This is a genomic window from Pseudaminobacter soli (ex Li et al. 2025) (assembly GCF_003012705.1).
GTDB lineage: Bacteria > Pseudomonadota > Alphaproteobacteria > Rhizobiales > Rhizobiaceae > Pseudaminobacter > Pseudaminobacter soli.
In genome coordinates this window covers 1-1894 of the sequence record NZ_PXYL01000052.1, presented here as the reverse complement: position 1 = coordinate 1894, position 1894 = coordinate 1, and the positions used below count along the sequence as shown (strand labels likewise).

Sequence of the window (1894 nt, the reverse complement as noted above, 5' to 3'; positions counted from 1 at the left end):
CATGCATTTGGCAGACCTGGCAGCGACTTACTCTCCCGCGTCTTGAGACGAAGTACCATCAGCGCTGGAGCGTTTCACGGCCGAGTTCGGAATGGGATCGGGTGCAGCCGCTCCGCCATAACCACCAGGTCGGCAAAGTGCATGTGTTCGAGAAGCTGTTTTTGTGCCTGTTGCCCGGCTGGCCCCGACGAAGCGTTAGCTTCGCAAGGCCGACCGGCCGTCGCGCCTCCCGAGCCTGTCGAGGGGCGGCGCGCCCTCCCGGAGGCGTCGGCGGAGCCGACAGCCGCGAGGGCAAAATGAGCATTGATAATGAGAACGATCAAGCCAATCGAGCTATTAGTACCGATAAGCTTCACACATTGCTGCGCTTCCACACTCGGCCTATCAACGTGGTCGTCTTCCACGGCTCTCAGGGAATACTCGTTTTCAGGTGGGTTTCCCGCTTAGATGCCTTCAGCGGTTATCCCGTCCGTATATAGCTACCCTGCAATGCGGCTGGCGCCACAACAGGTCCACCAGAGATACGTCCATCCCGGTCCTCTCGTACTAGGGACAGATCCTGTCAATATTCCTACACCCACGGCAGATAGGGACCGAACTGTCTCACGACGTTCTGAACCCAACTCACGTACCGCTTTAAATGGCGAACAGCCATACCCTTGGGACCTGCTCCAGCCCCAGGATGCGATGAGTCGACATCGAGGTGCCAAACAACCCCGTCGATATGGACTCTTGGGGGTCATCAGCCTGTTATCCCCGGCGTACCTTTTATCCGTTGAGCGATGGCCCTTCCACACGGGACCACCGGATCACTATGACCGACTTTCGTCTCTGCTCGACTTGTCAGTCTCGCAGTCAGGCAGGCTTATGCCATTGCACTCAGCGACCGATTTCCGACCGGTCTGAGCCCACCATCGCGCGCCTCCGTTACTCTTTAGGAGGCGACCGCCCCAGTCAAACTACCCACCATACATTGTCCCGGACCCGGATGACGGGCCGCGGTTAGACATCCATAGAGATAAGGGTGGTATTTCAAGGGTGGCTCCACCAAGGCTGGCGCCCTGGCTTCAAAGCCTACCACCTATCCTACACATGCCACTACGAATGCCAATGTAAAGCTATAGTAAAGGTGCACGGGGTCTTTCCGTCTAACCGCAGGAACCCCGCATCTTCACGGGGAATTCAATTTCACTGAGTCTATGCTGGAGACAGCGGGGAAGTCGTTACGCCATTCGTGCAGGTCGGAACTTACCCGACAAGGAATTTCGCTACCTTAGGACCGTTATAGTTACGGCCGCCGTTTACTGGGGCTTCGATTCAGAGCTTGCACCCCTCCTCTTAACCTTCCAGCACCGGGCAGGCGTCAGACCCTATACGTCGTCTTGCGACTTCGCAGAGCCCTGTGTTTTTGATAAACAGTCGCTACCCCCTGGTCTGTGCCACCCCCTCACACTTGCGTGCAAAGGGGTCACGCTTCTTCCGAAGTTACGCGTGCAATTTGCCGAGTTCCTTCAGCATAGTTCTCTCAAGCGCCTTGGTATACTCTACCAGTCCACCAGTGTCGGTTTCGGGTACGGTCTATAAGTGGGAGCTATTTCCTGGGACCACTTCGCCGCCAGATCAATCCGATAAGACCTGACAACACACATGATCCGTCACTACCCACAGGCCCACGAATATTAACGTGGTTCCCATCGTCTACGCATGTCTGCCTCGACTTAGGGGCCGGCTAACCCTGCTCAGATTAACTTTAAGCAGGAACCCTTGGACTTTCGGCGGGGGCGTCTCTCACACCCCTTACGTTACTCATGTCAGCATTCGCACTTCCGATACCTCCACCGCCCCTCACAGGTACGGCTTCATCGGCTTACGGAACGCTCCGCTACCGCTTGCA

General features: G+C 56.5%; 2 rRNA genes. Both read right to left on the bottom strand.

Annotation, left to right across the window (positions count from 1 at the left end):
- Positions 1–14 precede the first annotated feature (14 nt).
- Positions 15–129 (bottom strand): 5S ribosomal RNA (rrf, locus tag C7I85_RS30145).
- 186 nt (positions 130–315) lie between these two features.
- Positions 316–1894 (bottom strand): 23S ribosomal RNA (locus C7I85_RS30140); the annotation flags it as partial.